At 69.0% G+C, this 14813-nt stretch carries 12 protein-coding genes; 6 read left to right on the top strand and 6 right to left on the bottom strand.

From position 1 onward, the window contains the following. The first annotated feature begins 94 nt into the window (after positions 1–94). Positions 95–1759 (top strand): NAD+ synthase, encoded by a 1665-nt coding sequence (locus JJL56_RS09655; protein ID WP_200485026.1) that lies wholly within the window; start codon positions 95–97, stop codon positions 1757–1759. A gap of 69 nt (positions 1760–1828) precedes the next feature. Here the strand turns inward: JJL56_RS09655 and JJL56_RS09650 are convergent, their stop codons facing one another. From JJL56_RS09650 to ipdC, 3 genes are all read right to left on the bottom strand, one after another. Continuing rightward, the gene (locus JJL56_RS09650; protein WP_200485025.1) at positions 1829–2068 is read right to left on the bottom strand and encodes a hypothetical protein; all 240 of its coding nucleotides are present in this window, start codon (positions 2066–2068) and stop codon (positions 1829–1831) included. 157 nt (positions 2069–2225) lie between these two features. Continuing rightward, positions 2226–2795, bottom strand: a complete 570-nt coding sequence (locus JJL56_RS09645) for a hypothetical protein (protein ID WP_038529345.1) — start codon at positions 2793–2795, stop codon at positions 2226–2228. Positions 2796–2999: 204 nt separating this feature from the next. Further along, positions 3000–4637: an indolepyruvate/phenylpyruvate decarboxylase gene (ipdC, locus tag JJL56_RS09640; RefSeq protein ID WP_200485024.1), complete on the bottom strand. Its 1638-nt coding sequence runs from the start codon at positions 4635–4637 to the stop codon at positions 3000–3002. Positions 4638–4899: 262 nt separating this feature from the next. Here ipdC and gltX point away from each other — a divergent pair, with 262 nt between their 5' ends. Both gltX and cysS read left to right on the top strand, forming a co-directional pair. Then, positions 4900–6243, top strand: coding sequence for a glutamate--tRNA ligase (gene gltX / locus JJL56_RS09635; RefSeq protein ID WP_200485023.1), 1344 nt, complete (start codon positions 4900–4902; stop codon positions 6241–6243). Positions 6244–6317: 74 nt separating this feature from the next. Next, positions 6318–7691, top strand: a complete 1374-nt coding sequence (gene cysS / locus JJL56_RS09630) for a cysteine--tRNA ligase (protein WP_145625024.1) — start codon at positions 6318–6320, stop codon at positions 7689–7691. Between the two features lie 4 nt (positions 7692–7695). On the opposite strand, the gene JJL56_RS09625 is transcribed toward cysS, so the two are convergent. Next, positions 7696–8892 carry an acyltransferase family protein gene (locus tag JJL56_RS09625; RefSeq protein ID WP_200485022.1) on the bottom strand — a complete coding sequence of 399 codons (1197 nt, stop codon included), beginning with the start codon at positions 8890–8892 and terminating at the stop codon, positions 7696–7698. Positions 8893–9192: 300 nt separating this feature from the next. On the opposite strand from JJL56_RS09625, the gene JJL56_RS09620 reads away from it, so the two are divergent. Continuing rightward, a complete protein-coding gene (locus tag JJL56_RS09620) occupies positions 9193–9657 on the top strand; it encodes a preQ0 transporter (RefSeq protein WP_145625019.1) in 465 nt (154 codons plus the stop codon). 112 nt (positions 9658–9769) lie between these two features. On the opposite strand, the gene JJL56_RS09615 is transcribed toward JJL56_RS09620, so the two are convergent. Together JJL56_RS09615 and JJL56_RS09610 are read right to left on the bottom strand one after the other, a co-directional pair. Then, a complete protein-coding gene (locus JJL56_RS09615) occupies positions 9770–11626 on the bottom strand; it encodes a CHASE domain-containing protein (RefSeq protein WP_200485021.1) in 1857 nt (618 codons plus the stop codon). Between the two features lie 9 nt (positions 11627–11635). After that, entirely contained in the window at positions 11636–12049 is a 414-nt protein-coding gene (locus JJL56_RS09610; protein WP_186452883.1) for a response regulator, read from the bottom strand. 313 nt (positions 12050–12362) lie between these two features. On the opposite strand from JJL56_RS09610, the gene cimA reads away from it, so the two are divergent. Together cimA and JJL56_RS09600 are read left to right on the top strand one after the other, a co-directional pair. Continuing rightward, positions 12363–13967 (top strand): citramalate synthase, encoded by a 1605-nt coding sequence (cimA, locus tag JJL56_RS09605; RefSeq protein ID WP_145625013.1) that lies wholly within the window; start codon positions 12363–12365, stop codon positions 13965–13967. Positions 13968–13983: 16 nt separating this feature from the next. After that, positions 13984–14754 (top strand): RNA methyltransferase, encoded by a 771-nt coding sequence (locus tag JJL56_RS09600; protein WP_145625011.1) that lies wholly within the window; start codon positions 13984–13986, stop codon positions 14752–14754. Positions 14755–14813: the final 59 nt, after the last annotated feature.

Below are 14813 nucleotides of genomic sequence, written 5' to 3'. Positions count from 1 at the left end.
TGGGGCGGTTCCGCTGCGGCCGTGCGCCGCTTCCGCCCCCCGCCTTCGGCTGCTACGGTGTCGCCGATCCGCCGCTTCCTCGGACGACGCCGCCATGACCGACCGCTTTTCCATCGCGCTGGCCCAGATCAACCCGACCGTCGGCGCCATCGCCGCCAACATCGACCGCATCCGCGACGCGCGGGCGGAGGCCGCCGCGCGCGGCGCCGACCTGATGGTCTGCCCGGAGCTGGCGGTGACCGGCTACCCGCCGGAGGATCTGGTGCTGAAACCCTTCTTCCTGGACGTGGTGGAGCGGGCGGTGCGTGAACTCGCCGCCGAGACGGCGGACGGCGGTCCGGCCCTGCTGGTCGGCGCGCCCTGGCGCGACGGCGGCGCATGTTTCAACGCGGCGCTGCTGCTCGACGGCGGCACGGTCGCGGCGACCCGCTTCAAGGTGGATCTGCCGAACTACGGCGTGTTCGACGAGAAGCGCGTCTTCACCCCCGGCCCGCTGCCCGGCCCGATCAACGTCCGCGGCTTGCGGCTGGGCGTTCCGATCTGCGAGGACATGTGGTCCGCCGACGTGATCGAGACGCTGGCGGAAAGCGGGGCGGAGATCCTGGTGGTTCCCAACGGCAGCCCGTTCGAGCTGGGCAAGCACGACCAGCGCTTGCAGCTCGCCGTGCGGCGGGTCACCGAGTCGGGCCTGCCGCTGCTCTACGTGAATCAGGTGGGTGGGCAGGACGAGCTGGTCTTCGACGGCGCCAGCTTCGCGTTGGGCGCCGATCGCCGGCTGGTGGCGCAGGCCCCGGCCTTCGCCGAGCATCTGCTGGTCACCCGCTGGGAGCGCGGCGAAGACGATGTCTGGAGCTGCGCCGACACGGAGTGCGTCGCCCCGCCGGAGGGTCTGGAGTCAGTCTATGCGGCGCTGGTGTTGGCCTTGCGCGACTACGTGACCAAGAATGGTTTCCCCGGCGTCATCCTGGGCCTGTCGGGCGGCATCGACTCGGCGCTGTCGGCGGCCATCGCGGTGGATGCCTTGGGCGCCGACCGGGTGCACGGCGTGATGATGCCGTCGCCTTATACCGTGCAGGACAGCCTGGACGACGCCGCGGAATCGGCGGAACTGCTGGGCTGCAAGCTGGACACCGTTCCCATCGTTCCGGCGATGGAGGCGTTCGACCGGATGCTCCTGCCGGCCTTCGCGGGGCGCGATCCGGACGCCACGGAGGAGAACATCCAGGCGCGCTCCCGCGGCGTCACGCTGATGGCGCTGTCGAACAAGTTCGGCCCCATGGTGCTGTCCACCGGCAACAAGTCGGAGATGTCGGTCGGCTACGCCACGCTCTATGGCGACCTGTGCGGCGGCTATGCCGTGCTGAAGGACGTCTACAAAACGACGGTCTACGCGCTGGCGCGCTGGCGCAACGGCCATGTGCCGGAGGGTGCGCTCGGCCCGGCGGGGCGCGTCGTGCCGGAGCGGGTTCTGGTCAAAGCCCCGACCGCGGAGCTGAAACCCGACCAGACCGACCAGGACACGCTGCCGCCCTACGACGAACTGGACGACATCCTGAGGTGTCTGGTGGAGAAGGATCTGGGCGTGGCGGAAATCGTCGCCCGCGGCCATACGCCGGAGGTGGTGGACAGGGTCTGGCGCATGCTGCATCTGGCCGAATACAAGCGCCGCCAGGCGCCTCCGGGGCCGAAGATCACCCCGCGGCTGTTCAACCGCGAGCGGCGCTATCCGATCACCAACGGGTTTGGGAGCATTGCGTGAGGCATGCGTGAAACGGGCCCCCACCTTTCCCGTGCGCAGCATAGGAAGGGTGGGGGCAAGACCCGCAGTTCACCCGCGCGTCAGGCGGATGATCGTCACCATCATGCCGACCGCGTACAGCTCGGCCAGCGGAATGATCCAGGACGGGTGGAAAATGATCGACAGCGGCATGATCAGCAGAAGGATCAGCGCCGGAAACACGAAGTAAGGCGAATTGCAGTAAGCCGGCAGGCCATGCACCAAGCCCGAGACATCGCGGGAATCTTCGCCAATCAAACGATCAGCATCACCAACAGTTTGGTCAACCATTCTCTAGCACCCACTGTATTTATGGTCTTTTTGTTCTCCATCTCTTCGGGACGGAGCGGCGTCCCTATAACACAGTTTGCCGCAGTGCGGGCACGACTTCGCGCCGTCTTGCCGGATGGCGAAAACGGCGCGGGAAGTCCTGATTTTTATTGTGGCTTTACGCCGCTTCGGTCAGCGCCAGATGCGGGCGGCGGACCATCGACTGGATGGTGAAGGGCGCGCGCACGCCGCCGCTGAACAGCTCGGCGCATTCCAGCGCCTTCAGCACCCGCTCCTCCGCCGGCAGCCCGGCCGTCGAGGCGAGCGAGCCCAGCGCGTAGTCGGACCCGCAGCCGATGGCGTGATAGCCGCGCACCGCCTCGCCCACCTGATAGTCGGACTGGATCGAGAAGAGGCGCCCCTCGTACCCGACCATGAAGGTGCCGCCGGTCTCCACGTCGTTGGAGCGGTGGGCATAGCCGCCGTCCTTCAGGCAGCCGCGCACGGCGTCCACGAAATCGACGACCATGTAGCGGAAGACGTCGGCCTCGGGGTCGCGGTGCGGCGGCTCCAGCCGGTAATGCAGAAGCTGGCCCATGCGGAAGCTGCTGGTGAAGCCGATCAGCAGGTCGGCGTTGCGGAACACCTTGGTGTCCGCGCGCACGGTGATGTCCAGGCCGTTCACGCCCGCGCTGTCACCGCCCATCCACACACGATCGCCGTCCACCAAGCCAACAATGCAGGTCATCGCCGTCCTCGTCCCTGAATCAATTCTGCCCGAAAGCAGGGACAGGGTGGGCTTTTATGGTTAACGAATTGTTGCGCGGCAGCGGCGCCGAAGGGGGTATCCCGCTTCGGCGCCGCTGCCCTTAGCGCAAGCGCGACAAGAGCTTAGCGGACCAGCCCGATCGGTGGGAGGCTGACCGCCAGCTTGCGGACGCGGCTCCCCCGCCTACTCCCGGGGTGCGGCGTGCAGGCGCTTCTGCCCTTGGACGAAGCGGGCCAGCGTGTCGGACAGCACGCCGCGCGGGATCATCGCCTCGATCAGCTGGAAGCGCCCGCGCGTGGCGAAGGCCTTGTCCAGGGCCGCCTTCAACTCCGCCCGCGTGCGCACGCGGACGCCGTCGCCGCCCATGCCCGCCGCCATGTCGGCGAAGCGCCAGTCGTCCAGGTCGTTGAAGGCGGATTCGGGCTGGAAGGTGCGCAGCATCTCCCAACTGGCGTTGTTGAACAGGATCACGATGGGGTCGATGCCCAGGCGTCGGCAGTTGCCAAGCTCCCACCCGGTCATCTGGAAGGCGCCGTCGCCGACCACCGTCAGGATGCGCTTGCCGCCCGACACGCACTGAGCCCCGATCCCCGCCGGCACGCCGAAGCCCATGCCCGCGTAATAGCCCGGCGCCATCAGCCCGGCGTCGATCATGTCCATGGCGGTGAACAGGCAGTCGCCCATGTCCGCGGCGATCAGCAGCGGTTCCTGCCCGGCGCGGACGCGGTCGTTGACGGCACGGGCGATGTCCATCGGGGCGATCGGTTCGCCGTCCGCCTGAAGGCCGGTCGGATAGGCGTGGGGCTCCTTGCCGCGCGTCGTCCGGTCGGACGGCGGCAGCCGCTCCAGCAGCGCGTCCACCAGCCCGCCCAGCGGGATGTCGGCGTAGGTGTGATAGCCCAGCGTCACCGCCCGGTCGAAGGCGTGGATGGTCTTGCGCAGGTCGATCTTGCGCTGGGACACCGCGAAGTTGGTGTCGCTGAGGATGGCGCCGAGCAGGAACAGCCCGTCCGACTCCTCGACCAGCCGGGTGATCTCCGCGTCGCCGGCAACGCCGATGTAGGTGCCGAGCGGCGGGGTCGGCGCGTCGGCCAACAGGCCGCGCCCCATGAAGGTGGTGACCACCGGCACCCCCAGCCGCTGCGCCAGCTCCGCCACCTTGGCCTCCAGCCCGTAGCGGCGGACCTCGACGCAGACCATCAGCACCGGGGACGTGGCCGAGCGCATGGCCGCCAGCACCTCGTCCGCGCAGGCGGCCAGCGCGTCGCGGTCCACCGGCCAGGCGGGATCGTCGCCCACCGGCCCGACCTCGGCGTTGACCATGTTGCGGGGGATTTCCAGATAGACCGGGCGCGACAGGGCGCGGGCGGCCCCCAGAACGCGGGCGATCTCCGCCGGGGCCTTGGCCGGGTCGTCCAGTCGCGCCTGGGCGACGGTGATCTCCTTGAACACCTGGAACTGTGTGTCCAGCGTGCGGCCCTGGTGGTGCAGCAGCAGGCCGGCGTTGCCCTCCGTCGTGCCCGGCGCGCCGGAGATGACGACAACCGGCGACTTCTCGGCGTAGGCGCCGGCCACCGCGTTCACCATGTTGAAGGCGCCCGCCCCGTAGGTGACCGCCGCCACCCCCAGCGTCGAACTGTAGCGCGCCGCCGCGTCCGCCGCGAAGCCGACCGCCGGCTCGTGGCTCAGCGTGTGGAGCGGCAGGATCTGCGTTTCCTCCGCCACCTTGAAGAAGGGCAGGGCGAAGTCGCCCGGAATCCCGAACATGGCCTGTGCGCCGCGATCCTTCAGCGCGCGCAGCAGGGCTTCGGCCAGCTTCATGGCCGCTCTCCCGTTCCAATTGGTTTCGCGGGCCGAAAACCCGCACAGGGGGACAGCATCGCCTCCGCCACCGCTCCGCGCAAGAATTGTTTCATTCGAAACAATCCGTTTGCGCCGGAAATTGTGGAGAGGTGGGACAGGGATTTGTCGCCGAACGCGATAGGCCCCGTGGCGCCCCCTGTGACGCCCGATGGGCGTCTTTCGGAGCGGCGCGCGGCGTGCTACGACTGCCGGCCCGTCCCGACTTTCGAATGATGCCAGCATGTCCGTCGCCGTCCGCTTCGCCCCCAGCCCGACCGGTCTCCTCCATGTCGGCAACGTGCGCCTCGCGCTCGTCAACTGGCTGTTCGCGCGCAAGGCGGGCGGCAGCTTCCTGCTGCGCCTCGACGACACGGACGAGGAGCGCTCCAAGCCGGAATACGCGGAGGGGATCGAGCGGGACCTGACCTGGCTCGGCCTGACCTGGGACCGTTTCGCGCGGGAGAGCGACCGCTATGGCCGCTACGACGAGGTGGCGGCGGCGCTGAAGGCCAGCGGGCGGCTCTACCCCTGCTACGAGACGCCGGAGGAACTGAACCTCAAGCGCGCCAGCCTCGTCTCGCAAGGCCGTCCGCCGATCTACGACCGTGCGGCGCTCCGCCTGAGCGACGCCGACCGCGCCCGCCTCGAATCGGAGGGGCGCAAGCCGCACTGGCGCTTCAAGCTGGAGCACACACCGGTGGAATGGACCGACCTCGTGCGCGGGCCGGTGCATTTCGAGGGGGCCGCTCTCAGCGATCCCGTGCTGATCCGCGAGGACGGGCGCCCGCTCTACACGCTGACCAGCGTGGTGGACGACGCCGACCTCGCCATCACCCACGTCATCCGGGGCGAGGATCACGTCGCCAACACGGCGGTGCAGATCCAGATCTTCGAAGCGGTTGGTGGAGCGGTCCCGGTCTTCGCCCATCTGCCGCTGCTGACCGACGCGGCGGGACAGGGCCTGTCCAAGCGGTTGGGCAGCCTGTCGGTGGCCAGCTTGCGCGAGGAGGAGGGGATCGAGCCGATGGCGCTAGCCAGCCTGCTCGCCAAGCTCGGCACCTCCGACGCCATCGAGCCGCGGCTGACGCTGGACGAGCTGGTGGCCGAGTTCGACATCGCCAAGGTGTCCCGCGCCACCCCGAAATTCGACCCGGAGGAACTGCTGCGGCTGAACGCCCGCATCCTCCACCTGCTGCCCTTCGAGCGGGTGGCCGGGGAATTGGCCGCGCTCGGTTTGGCGGACGCCGACGCCGTCTTCTGGGAGGCGGTGCGCCCCAACCTGTCGCGCGTCGCCGAGGCCCGCGACTGGTGGGCGGTGACCCACGCCCCGGTCGCCCCGGCGGCGGACGACCCCGCCTTCCTGGCCGAGGCGGCGGCCCTGCTGCCGGAGGAGCCCTGGGACCTCTCCACCTGGGGCACCTGGACGGGTGCGGTGAAGGCGAAGACGGGACGGAAGGGCAAGGATTTGTTCCTCCCCCTGCGCCGCGCCCTCACCGGGCGGGACCATGGACCGGAATTGAAGAACCTGCTACCCCTGATCGGCCGAACCCGCGCGCAGAAGCGCCTCGCGGGAGAGACGGCCTAGAGTCCTTCCCCCACCCCGGCCCTCCCCCGCTGGGCGGGGGAGGGGGATGAACCTTTCACAGGAGATAGGGCGCCGTGCCGCTGGACCTCTACAACACGCTGACCCGCCGCAAGGAACGCTTCGAGCCGATGAGTCCGGATCGGGTGGGCATGTATGTGTGTGGACCCACGGTCTACGACACCGCGCACATCGGCAACGCCCGCCCGGTGGTGGTGTTCGACCTGCTGTTCCGGCTGCTGCAACGGCTCTATCCGGCGGTGACCTACGTCCGCAACATCACCGACGTGGACGACAAGATCATCGACCGCTCGCGCGACAGCGGGGAGCCGATCGAGGCGCTGACCAAGCGCACCGCCGACCTCTACCACGCCGACATGGACGCGCTGAACGCGCTGCGCCCGACCATCGAGCCGCGCGCCACGCACCACATCTCGCACATGGTCGCCCTGATCGGCCTGCTGATCGAGCGCGGCCACGCCTACGCCGCGGAAGGGCACGTCCTGTTCTCCGTGCCGTCGATGGCGGAATACGGGCAGCTGTCCCGCCGCTCGCTGGACGAGATGATCGCCGGCGCCCGCGTCGAGGTCGCCCCCTACAAGCGCGACTCCTCCGACTTCGTGCTGTGGAAGCCGAGCGCCGACGGCCAGCCCGGCTGGGACAGCCCGTGGGGCCGTGGCCGGCCCGGCTGGCACATCGAATGCTCGGCCATGGCGAAGGAGCATCTGGGCGTCACCTTCGACATCCACGGCGGCGGGCTGGACCTGATCTTCCCGCACCATGAGAACGAGATCGCCCAGAGCCGCTGCGCCCACGACGGCGAGCCGCTGGCCCGCTACTGGGTCCACAACGGCTTCGTGACCGTCGAGGGCGAGAAGATGTCCAAGTCGTTGGGCAACTTCTTCACCGTGCACGAGCTGCTGGACGAGTTCCCCGGCGAGGCGATCCGCCTGACGCTGATGAGCGCCCACTACCGCCAGCCGCTGGACTTCACCCGCGAGGGGCTGAAGCAGTCCAAGGCGACGCTCGACCGTTGGTATCAGGCGCTGCGCGGCGACCCGGCTCCGACGCAGGCCGAACTGCCGTTCGACGTATTGGCCGCGCTGGAGGATGACCTCAACAGCCCGCTCGCCATATCGCATCTGCACGAGTTGGCGTCCGCGGTGAACAAGGCGACGGGCGAGGCGGAAAAGGCCTCCGCCAAGGGCGCGCTGCGCGCCGCCGGCGAGGCGCTGGGCCTGCTCCAGCAGGACCCGGAGGCATGGTTCCGCTGGGCGCCGAAGGGGGCCGCCGCCCTGTCGGACGCCGACATCCAGCAGCGCATCGACGACCGTCTGGCCGCCCGCAAGGCCAAGAACTACGCGGAGGCCGACCGCATCCGCAAGGAACTGGCCGACCTCGGCATCGTCCTGGAGGACGGCCCGCAGGGCACGAGCTGGAAGCGGGCCTGACGCTTTAACCGGTCCGGCGCGCCATCGCCTCGCGGCCGCGCGCCGGACCTCTTTGCTTCTTCGTTTCCCCTGGCGGGACGCCGTTCATCAGGAAGCGCAGCGTCGGCGAGCGGCGCACCAGCCCGTGATGGACCGCCAGCGGCACGAACAGCCCCACCGCGTTGATGGCGGCGAACTCCAGCAACGGCGGGGCGGTGACGGCCAGCAGGGCGAAGCCGGCGGCCATGACCACCAGATGGTGCAGCAGATAGATCGTGTAGGAGGCCTGCGACAGCGCCCGCACCCGGCGGCTCTCCGCCGAGAAGAAGGCTTGCGTCAGGCCGAGGACGAAGCGGAAGGCCGACCAGGCGGCGACGGCGCGCAGCGCCTCGTCGAGAAAGCGGACCGGCATGGGCTTCTCCACGCCGACCATGCCGATGTGGATGGCGAAACAGACCAGATAGGTCAGCGCCACCCCCCAGCTCGCCTTGGCGTAGCGCGCGGCCCCGCCCGGCCAATGGGCGATCAGCACCCCGACCGCGAAGAAGCCCGCCGAGGTGACGATGCTCACCGCCGTGGAGTTGGTGGGCACCAGCGGCGTCACCAGCCGATCGGAGATGTTGTCGAACCCCAGCACTCCCATCATGACGAGGCTGAGCAGGAGCGGCGGCAGCCAGTCCGGCGGGTCGGCCAGCCAGCGGGCCAGCCCCGGCGCCCGCCCGGCCATCCGCCGATGCAGCGCGACCAGCAGCGGGTAGGCGAGGCAGAGCGCCAGCACGCTGATGAACAGCTCGACCAGGAACCACAGGTGATAGACGAGGCCACCGCTCCAGAAGGCCGCGGGGATGGCCTGGGTGAGGAACTCCGCGGCGGTCAGGCCGGGGTCGACCGCGCGGCTTTCCATCCACAATTGCGCGACGTTCAGCGTCGCCGCCATGGCGACGAGCGGCACCAGCAGACGCGAGGCGCGCGAGGTCAGCACCGCCCTTGGCCCGTGGCGGCGCAGGCTGTGGGTGATCAGCAGGCCCGAGATCAGGAAGAAGGCGGGCATGCGGAAGCTGTGGATGAAGTCCGCGAACAGCCCGATCCAGGCGATGCCGTCGGGGGAGTTCATCACCCAGTCGTAGCCCGGCGTGTAAATCAGCGCCGCGTGGTAGGGCACGCCGAGGATCATCAGCAGGCTGCGCGCCGCGTCCAGCGCGTGATCCCGTGTGCCGCCCATTCCAATTGATACGCCCGCCGCCGCCATCGCCCACACCTTTCGGGGTCTCTTTCGTTTCGCCTCTCCGAACGAACGCGCCGGGGCATCGTCCGGATGCGCTAGAACCGCCGGCGCATTCGAGGAACCGAGGTGGGGGTAAGCCGTTCCCGCCGGTTGCGCCCCGTCCGGACCGGTGCGCGCCGAGGGTTCACGACGATGGTTTGAACCTGCTACAAGACCGTTGCGAAGCGCTCGCATTCACGCGGGTGGCGCCGTCGTTCGCGCCCGTATTTCCGCGGGTGGCATTTGGAGGATTCCGTCATGCTCTGGCTCGCCGCCTACATCGGCAGCGTACTCGCCATCAACTACGCCTTCAGCCTGGCGCCGCATCTGGATCTGGTGTGGTCCTGCTGGGCCGGGTTGATCTTCATCCTGCGCGACATGGTCCAGGTCCGCTACGGCCACTGGTCGCTGGCCGCCATGCTGGCCGCCACGCTGCTGTCCTTCCTGCTGGCCGATCCCTTCGTCGCGACGGCCAGCGTCACCGCCTTCGCGGTGTCGGAGCTGATTGACTGGGGCGTCTTCACCGTCACCCGCCGCCCGCTGCGCGACCGGCTGTGGATCAGCGCCGCCCTGTCGGTGCCGGTGGACACGGCGCTGTTCTTCGGCATGCTCGGCATCTGGGACCCGGCGGTCTGGGCGGCCAGTCTCGCGTCCAAGCTGGTCGGCGTGTCGGCGGTGTGGATGCTGATGCGCGCGCGGGCGACCCGGCCAGCGACGGCGTGATCCATACGGATTTGGCAATCGCCGACTCGGCGAGACGCCGGTTCCGCCGCAGGCCATCCCGGCGGGGCCGGAGGTCCGCGGCGTCGGCGATTGCCAAAAGGACCGGAGGGTGTCACGCCTCCGAGGTCGCCGTCTCCGTGGCCTGACGGGGGCTGGTCGTCTCGTCGGGGATCTCGACCAGGAAGATGGCGCCGCGTCCCGGGCGGGACAGCACCCGCACCCGGTAGCCGAGCAGCCGGCTGAGCCGCGCCACCGTGGCGAGGCCGAGGCCGAGGCCCTTGCGCCGGTCGCGCTCCGGATTGCCGATCTGGTAGAAGTCCTCGAAGATCAAGTGCAGCCGGTCCTGCGGGATGCCGGGGCCGGTGTCCTGCACCTTGATCGCGGTGAAGCCGCGGGCCTGCCGGCAGGTCACCCGGATGGTGCCGCTGTGGGTGTATTTCAGCGCGTTGCTCAGCAGGTTGCGGACGATCCGCTCCAGCATCGCCGGGTCGGTCGCCACGCGGGCGCCGCCGCAGGTGACGCGGAAGCCCAAACCCTTGCCGGCGGCCTCCAGCCGGCCTTCCTCGCAGATGCGCTCCAAGAAGACGGGCAGGTCCAGCTCGGCCAGCTGCGGGCTGATCACGCCGGTTTCCAGCGTGGCGATGTCCATCAACGAGTTCAGCAGGCGCTGCGTCGCCTCGAACCCGTCGCGGGCGGCGTCCACCAGCTTATGCAGCCGGGGGCTGTCCGTCTGTTCGCCGATCATGTGCAGGTAGATGCCCAGCGTCTGGAGCGGCTGGCGCAGGTCGTGGCTGGCGGCGGCCAGGAAGCGCGACTTGGCGGCGTTGGCCTGCTCCGCCTCGGCCCGCGCCAGCGCCAGCGCGTCGTAGCTGCGGCGCAGCTCCGCCATGCGGTCGCGGTCCTGGAGCACGGAGTTGACGGTGGCGACCAGAAGCAGCGTGATGATCAGGCCGGCGAACAGCACCGCCCGCGGCGTGGCGCTGGCCACGCTTCCCTCGAAGGCGTGGGTGCCGGACAGGACCAGCGTCCAGGGGCGGCCGAACACCTCGACATGAAGAACCTCCTGAAAGGCGGCGTCCCGGGCGATCGCGGAGTCGAACATCAGGGAGTCCGCGGTGGTCTCCGTCCCGTCATGGACGCGGATGTCGAGCAGCTCCGACGCGCCCCGGTCCATGATGCTGCGCATCAGGTCATGCGCGCGGAAAGGGCTGTAGACGAAGCCGAGCAGCGCCTCCCGCCGGTCGGCGGCGGTGGTCAGGGGCAGGGTCTGGTCGTAGACGGGCACATAGATGAGGAAGCCGGGCTGCACGTCCTCGTCGGTTTCCTGGACCAGCCGCAGCCGGGCGGTCGCCGCGGCGGTGCCGCTGATGCGGGCGCGCTCCATGGCGGCCTGGCGGGTCGGCTCGGCGTGCATGTCGAAGCCGAAGGCCCGCAGGTTGCGGCTGGCGAAGGGCTCGATGTAGACGATGGGAAAATACTCGGGCCGCTCGCCCTCCGGCGTCACGCGGTAGCTGTAGAAGCCGGCGGCGTGCAGCGCCGCCTCGTGCTGCTCCCGGTCGGGAGCCTTCACGCGCCTGGCGTAGCCGATGCCCTGGATGCCGGGATAGCGGTCCTCCACATGCAGGCCGGTGACGTAGGCCCGCCATTCCGTGCGGCTGACCTGCCCGCCGCCGGCGTCCACCATCGCCACGGCGCCCTGCAGCATCTGTTCATAGGTGTCGAGCCGCGCCGTGACGTCACCCGCCAGATCGCGGGTCAGCGTGCGGAAGCGCGCCTCGGCCAGCCGGTGGTTCTGCTCGGTCAGCAGCCACCAGGCGAGGCCGGTCAGCAGCAGCCCCAATCCGAAGACCACCCAGCTTTCCCATGACCGGAACAGCCGCCCGTCGGGAACGGCGGCGCGCTTGCGCTTCGGCTTGTCGTGCTTCGGCTGGGGCGGCGTGGAGGGCGCCGATGGTAAGGGAACGTCCATGCCGGTCCGTCACGCCGTACCGGCGGGGTGCTCCCGCAGCACCTTGGTCAGAACCGCCTGGAGATGGGGCGGCAGCACCGGCTTCTGCAGGACGGTCAGCCCGCGGGCGCGGGCGTCGCGCAGCCCTTCGGTGGAGGTGTCGCCGGTGATGATGACGCCCGGCACCTCGGCCCCGGCCTCCGCCCGGATGCGGTCGATGGCCTGAACGCCTGTGCGCCCTTCGCGCAGCCGGTAATCGGCCAGGATGGCGTGCGGCGTTTCTCCGGCGGTGGACAGGCGGTCGACGGCCTCGCCCTCGCTTTCGGCGGTGACGACGCGATACCCCCACATCTCCAGCAGGAGATTGAGGGCCTGCAGAACCGTCCGCTCGTCGTCGATCACAATGACGAGCTTGTCCTGGTCGTCGTCACCCGCGGGAGTCACTGTGTCCAATCCATCCATTCAGAAAGGCCGAGGATCATACTGATCAATAGGCATCCAGCCAGAAAAGAGTACCGCACCCGTGAGATGGGCGCCATGCAGAGGGGCGGCTGTGTAGCACAGACGATGGTTTGTTCGGTCAGTACATTTGTCCTATTACCTCCATTGCGTGCCTATGTCGGGCGCGGCAAAGCCCCGCATTTCTGGCGGGTTCGATCAAAAGCATTGAGATGGCGGAGCGCATCGTCCATTCTTCCGGCCCTCCGGACAGTCCTATGACCTTCCTTCGGGCGACCAATATCTTCGGGCGGCGGCAATGACGGGCGAACGCATCCATCTGTATGACACCACGCTGCGCGACGGGGCGCAGACCCAGGACGTGGATTTCTCCGTCGCCGACAAGATCGCCATCGCCCGCGATCTCGACCGTCTGGGAATCGACTATGTGGAAGGCGGCTGGCCCGGCGCCAACCCGACCGACGACCAGTTCTTCGCCGAGGCGCCGGACCTCGCCCGCTCGACCTTCACCGCCTTCGGCATGACCCGCCGTCCGGGCCGCAGCACCGCGAACGACCCGCAGCTCGCCGCCCTGATCCAGTCCAAGGCGCGTGCCGTCTGCATCGTCGGCAAGACCTGGGACTTCCATGTCGACGTGGCGCTGGCCATCCCGCGTGAGGAGAACATCGAGCTGATCGCCGACAGCATCGCCGCGCTGAAGGCCGCCAAAGGCGAGGCGCTGTTCGACGCGGAGCATTTCTTCGACGGCTACAAGCGCAATCCGGCCTACACCGCCTCCTGCATCAAGGCCGCCTATGAGGCGGGCGCGCGCTGGGTCGTGCTGTGCGACACCAATGGCGGCACGCTGCCCCACGAGATCGACGAGATCGTCCGTCGGGTGATCGAGGAGCACGGCATTCCCGGCGACCGGCTGGGCATCCACTGCCACAACGACACCGAGAACGCGGTCGCCAACTCGCTGGCCGCGGTGCGGGCCGGTGTGCGGATGGTGCAGGGGACGATCAACGGGCTGGGCGAACGCTGCGGCAACGCCAACCTCGTGTCGCTGATCCCGTCGCTGATGCTGAAGATGGGCTACGACGTCGGCATCAAGCCCGCCGACCTGCCGCTGCTGACCGAGATCAGCCGCAAGTTCGACGAGCGGCTGAACCGCGCGCCGAACCGCCACGCCCCCTACGTCGGCGCCAGCGCCTTCGCCCACAAGGGCGGCCTGCACGTCTCCGCCGTGGAGAAGGACCCGTCCTCCTACGAGCATGTCGAGCCGGAGGCGGTCGGCAACCGCCGCCAGATCGTGATGTCGGACCAGGCGGGCCGCGCCAACGTCATCGCGCGCCTGCGCGAGATGGGCATGGCGGTGGACCCGAAGGACGAGCGGCTGAACCGCCTGCTCGACCTCGTGAAGCAGCGCGACACCGAGGGCTACGCCTACGACACCGCCGAGGCCAGCTTCGAACTGCTGGTCCGCCGCGAGCTGGGCGAGGTGCCGGACTATTTCACCCTGAAGCGCTTCCACGTCACCGACGAGCGCCGCTACAACGCCAAGGGCGAACTGGTGGTCGAGTCCGAGGCGGTGGTGCGCGTGAAGATCGGCGGCAAGGAGTATCACGAGGTGGCGTCCGGCAACGGCCCGGTCAACGCCCTGGACACCGCGATGCGCAAGGCGCTGGAGCCTTTGTACCCGCTGCTCGACGGGGTGAAGCTGTCCGACTACCGCGTGCGCATCCTGGCCGCCAAGGACGGTACCGGCGCCATGCCGCGCGTGCTGATCCGCTCGCGCAACGGCGACGGGCAGGAATGGTCGACGCTGGGCGTCTCCACCAACATCATCGAGGCGTCGATGGAGGCGCTGGTGGACAGTTACACATTCAAGCTGTTTAAAGGCGGCGCAACACCGCGAAGCTGAGACCAAAGTTCAGATCATGACCTCCGGCAAAGACCCCAACCGGCCCTCCGTCCTGGGCGGCCCGACCATCATCCTCGTGCAGCCCCAGCTCGGCGAGAACATCGGCGCCTGCGCGCGGGCCATGCTGAATTGCGGCCTGACCGAGCTGCGTCTGGTGAAGCCGCGCGACGGCTGGCCGAACGAGAAGGCGGTGGCCGCGGCGTCGGGCGCCGATCCGGTGCTGGACGGGGCCAAGCTCTACGACACGACGGCGGAGGCCGTGGCCGACCTGAACGTGGTCTTCGCCACCACCGTCCGCACCCGCGGGATGATCCAGGAGTTCGTCACCCCGCGCATCGCGGCGACGGAGCTGCGCGCCCATGTCGACGCCGGGCACAAGACCGGCGTGCTGTTCGGGCCGGAGCGCACCGGGCTGGTCAACGACGATCTGACGCTGGCCGAAAAGCTGATCACCGTGCCGCTGAACCCGGCCTTCTCCTCGCTCAATCTGGCGCAGGCGGTCCTGCTGATCGGCTACGAGTGGTTCCAGACCGGCGAGACTCCGCCGGACCGCGTGCTGCACACCGGCCAGACCCGCCCGGCGACCAAGGCCGAGTTGCTGAACTTCTTCGAGCATCTGGAAGGCGACCTGGACCGCACCGGCTTCTTCACCTCGCCGGAAAAGCGCCCCTCCATGGTCCGCACGCTGCGCAACGCCCTGGAGCGGATGCAGATGACCGAGCAGGAGGTCCGCACCTTCCACGGCGTCGTCGCGGCGCTGACCGGACGGCGCAAGGGCGAAGCGTAACCTCTTCCCTTCCGGGGCGAATCGCTGCCTATACTGCCCCATGGAATACACCTTGCAGC

The organism is Azospirillum aestuarii (assembly GCF_016632405.1).
GTDB classification, from domain to species: domain Bacteria; phylum Pseudomonadota; class Alphaproteobacteria; order Azospirillales; family Azospirillaceae; genus Azospirillum; species Azospirillum aestuarii.
The sequence above is the reverse complement of the archived record's forward strand: the minus strand, read 5'-3'. Positions and strand labels throughout refer to the sequence as shown.

Excerpts from the sequence above, each read along its gene's own strand:
- JJL56_RS09655 (WP_200485026.1), top strand. The coding sequence starts at position 95 with ATGACCGACCGCTTTTCCATCGCGCTGGCCCAGATCAACCCGACCGTC.
- JJL56_RS09650 (WP_200485025.1), bottom strand. The coding sequence starts at position 2,068 with ATGGTTGACCAAACTGTTGGTGATGCTGATCGTTTGATTGGCGAAGAT.
- JJL56_RS09645 (WP_038529345.1), bottom strand. The coding sequence starts at position 2,795 with ATGACCTGCATTGTTGGCTTGGTGGACGGCGATCGTGTGTGGATGGGC.
- ipdC (WP_200485024.1), bottom strand. The coding sequence starts at position 4,637 with ATGAAGCTGGCCGAAGCCCTGCTGCGCGCGCTGAAGGATCGCGGCGCA.
- gltX (WP_200485023.1), top strand. The coding sequence starts at position 4,900 with ATGTCCGTCGCCGTCCGCTTCGCCCCCAGCCCGACCGGTCTCCTCCAT.
- JJL56_RS09625 (WP_200485022.1), bottom strand. The coding sequence starts at position 8,892 with ATGGGCGGCACACGGGATCACGCGCTGGACGCGGCGCGCAGCCTGCTG.
- JJL56_RS09620 (WP_145625019.1), top strand. The coding sequence starts at position 9,193 with ATGCTCTGGCTCGCCGCCTACATCGGCAGCGTACTCGCCATCAACTAC.
- JJL56_RS09615 (WP_200485021.1), bottom strand. The coding sequence starts at position 11,626 with ATGGACGTTCCCTTACCATCGGCGCCCTCCACGCCGCCCCAGCCGAAG.
- cimA (WP_145625013.1), top strand. The coding sequence starts at position 12,363 with ATGACGGGCGAACGCATCCATCTGTATGACACCACGCTGCGCGACGGG.
- JJL56_RS09600 (WP_145625011.1), top strand. The coding sequence starts at position 13,984 with ATGACCTCCGGCAAAGACCCCAACCGGCCCTCCGTCCTGGGCGGCCCG.